Here is a 1430-nt window from a genome sequence, read left to right on the forward strand (position 1 = left end):
TGAAGTGAACCCCAAAAATTGGAGTTAATTTAAGCGACCTTCTGGTCGGTATGTTTTCGATATTCAATCGGAGACATGCCGGCCAGTTTTATTTTGATCCGTTTGTTATTGTAATATTCAATATATTTCGTTAATGCAGCTTTTAAATCGTCGTAGGTTCTATAGTTGTGGTTATGGACAGTTCCTACCTTTAAGATGTGGAAGAAGCTTTCGACTGCTGCGTTATCTAGACAAGTTGCCTTTCGACTCATACTTTGGAAGGCTTTAGCTGATTTTAAAAGCTCTGTATAAACACAATTTTGATATTGGAAACCTTGATCAGAATGCACCGTCATACGATAACCTAAATCTGGTCGTTCTTGAATCAATTGTTCTAATGGCTTTGTAACGAATTCCACCGTAGGGTGACGACTGATGTCCCATTGGAGAACTTCACCGTTAAACAGGTCAATATAAGCTGTAAAATAGGCTCTTTCTTCCATTGTGCGATTACCCCAGCGAAGTTCCGTCACGTCAGTGACGATCTTTTGATAAGGTCGATCAGTCTTAAAACGTCGATTTAATAGATTTGGGGCAATCTTGCCAATACTTCCTTTGTAAGAATCATATTTTCTAGTTTTTCGTTCATAGGCATGACATAGAAGCTGATTTGTTCGCATTATTCTTAAAACTGCTTTGTGATTAACCTTTAATCCTAACTTTTGCAGTTCAATTGTGATCCGACGATATCCATAATCCGGATTTTCATCTCGTATCGTTTTAATAGCTTGTACAAGCTCTTTAGAGACTTGTTGGTACTTTCTTTTACGAGCGTCATAATAACTACTGCTGGACATATGTCCAGCTCTTAATGCTATTGCCAATTTAATCTGTAATTCACGCCTTAATTCAGTGATTATTTGGGCTTTTTCTTGATTTGTGATTTTTTCTTCTTCTGTATTAAGGCGTCCAATTTTTCCAAGTAAGCTACCCGTGCTCTCAGAAAATCATTTTCATCTTGAAGTTGTTTTAATGTCTTTTCATCTTTAGGCTTAGTCATTTTAGAAGACCGTCCTCTTGTAGATTTCAGGCGACCTTGGAGTAATTTCTTTTCCCAATCCCAGATAATAACCGGATTCTTAAGCCGAAAGTGTTGTGCTGCAACGGGAAAAGAGGCTCGATGAGCCGATCGCCAATGAATGACTTCCATTTTAAAGGAATAGTCGTAATATGTCTTCTCTAAATCATTTTCTAAACCCTGTATTCCAAACATTTTAAAGTGACTTAACCATTGATAAATGGTCGCAGATCCTTTGATACCATACTTTTTCATGAGTAAACCTGCAGGTTTACCTTCTAAATATTCCAAAATAACTTTTTTCTTTATTTCTACAGAGAACATAGTAAAACCCCCTGATTTGGATTTTCTCCAACTCAGGGGGTTCACTTCA

2 protein-coding genes are annotated in these 1430 nt (G+C 37.1%); both read right to left on the reverse strand.

All coding sequences use genetic code 11. The annotated features are described in order from the left end of the window. Positions 1-29: 29 nt before the first annotated feature. Entirely contained in the window at positions 30-863 is an 834-nt protein-coding gene (locus IV40_RS10405) for an IS3 family transposase (protein ID WP_236698076.1), read from the reverse strand. A gap of 32 nt (positions 864-895) precedes the next feature. Beyond that, positions 896-1430: helix-turn-helix domain-containing protein (locus IV40_RS10410; RefSeq protein ID WP_338033667.1), on the reverse strand; the 535-nt coding region annotated here is incomplete at its 5' end.

The sequence above is a fragment of the Lactobacillus selangorensis genome (assembly GCF_001437205.1).
Taxonomy (GTDB): domain Bacteria; phylum Bacillota; class Bacilli; order Lactobacillales; family Lactobacillaceae; genus Paralactobacillus; species Paralactobacillus selangorensis.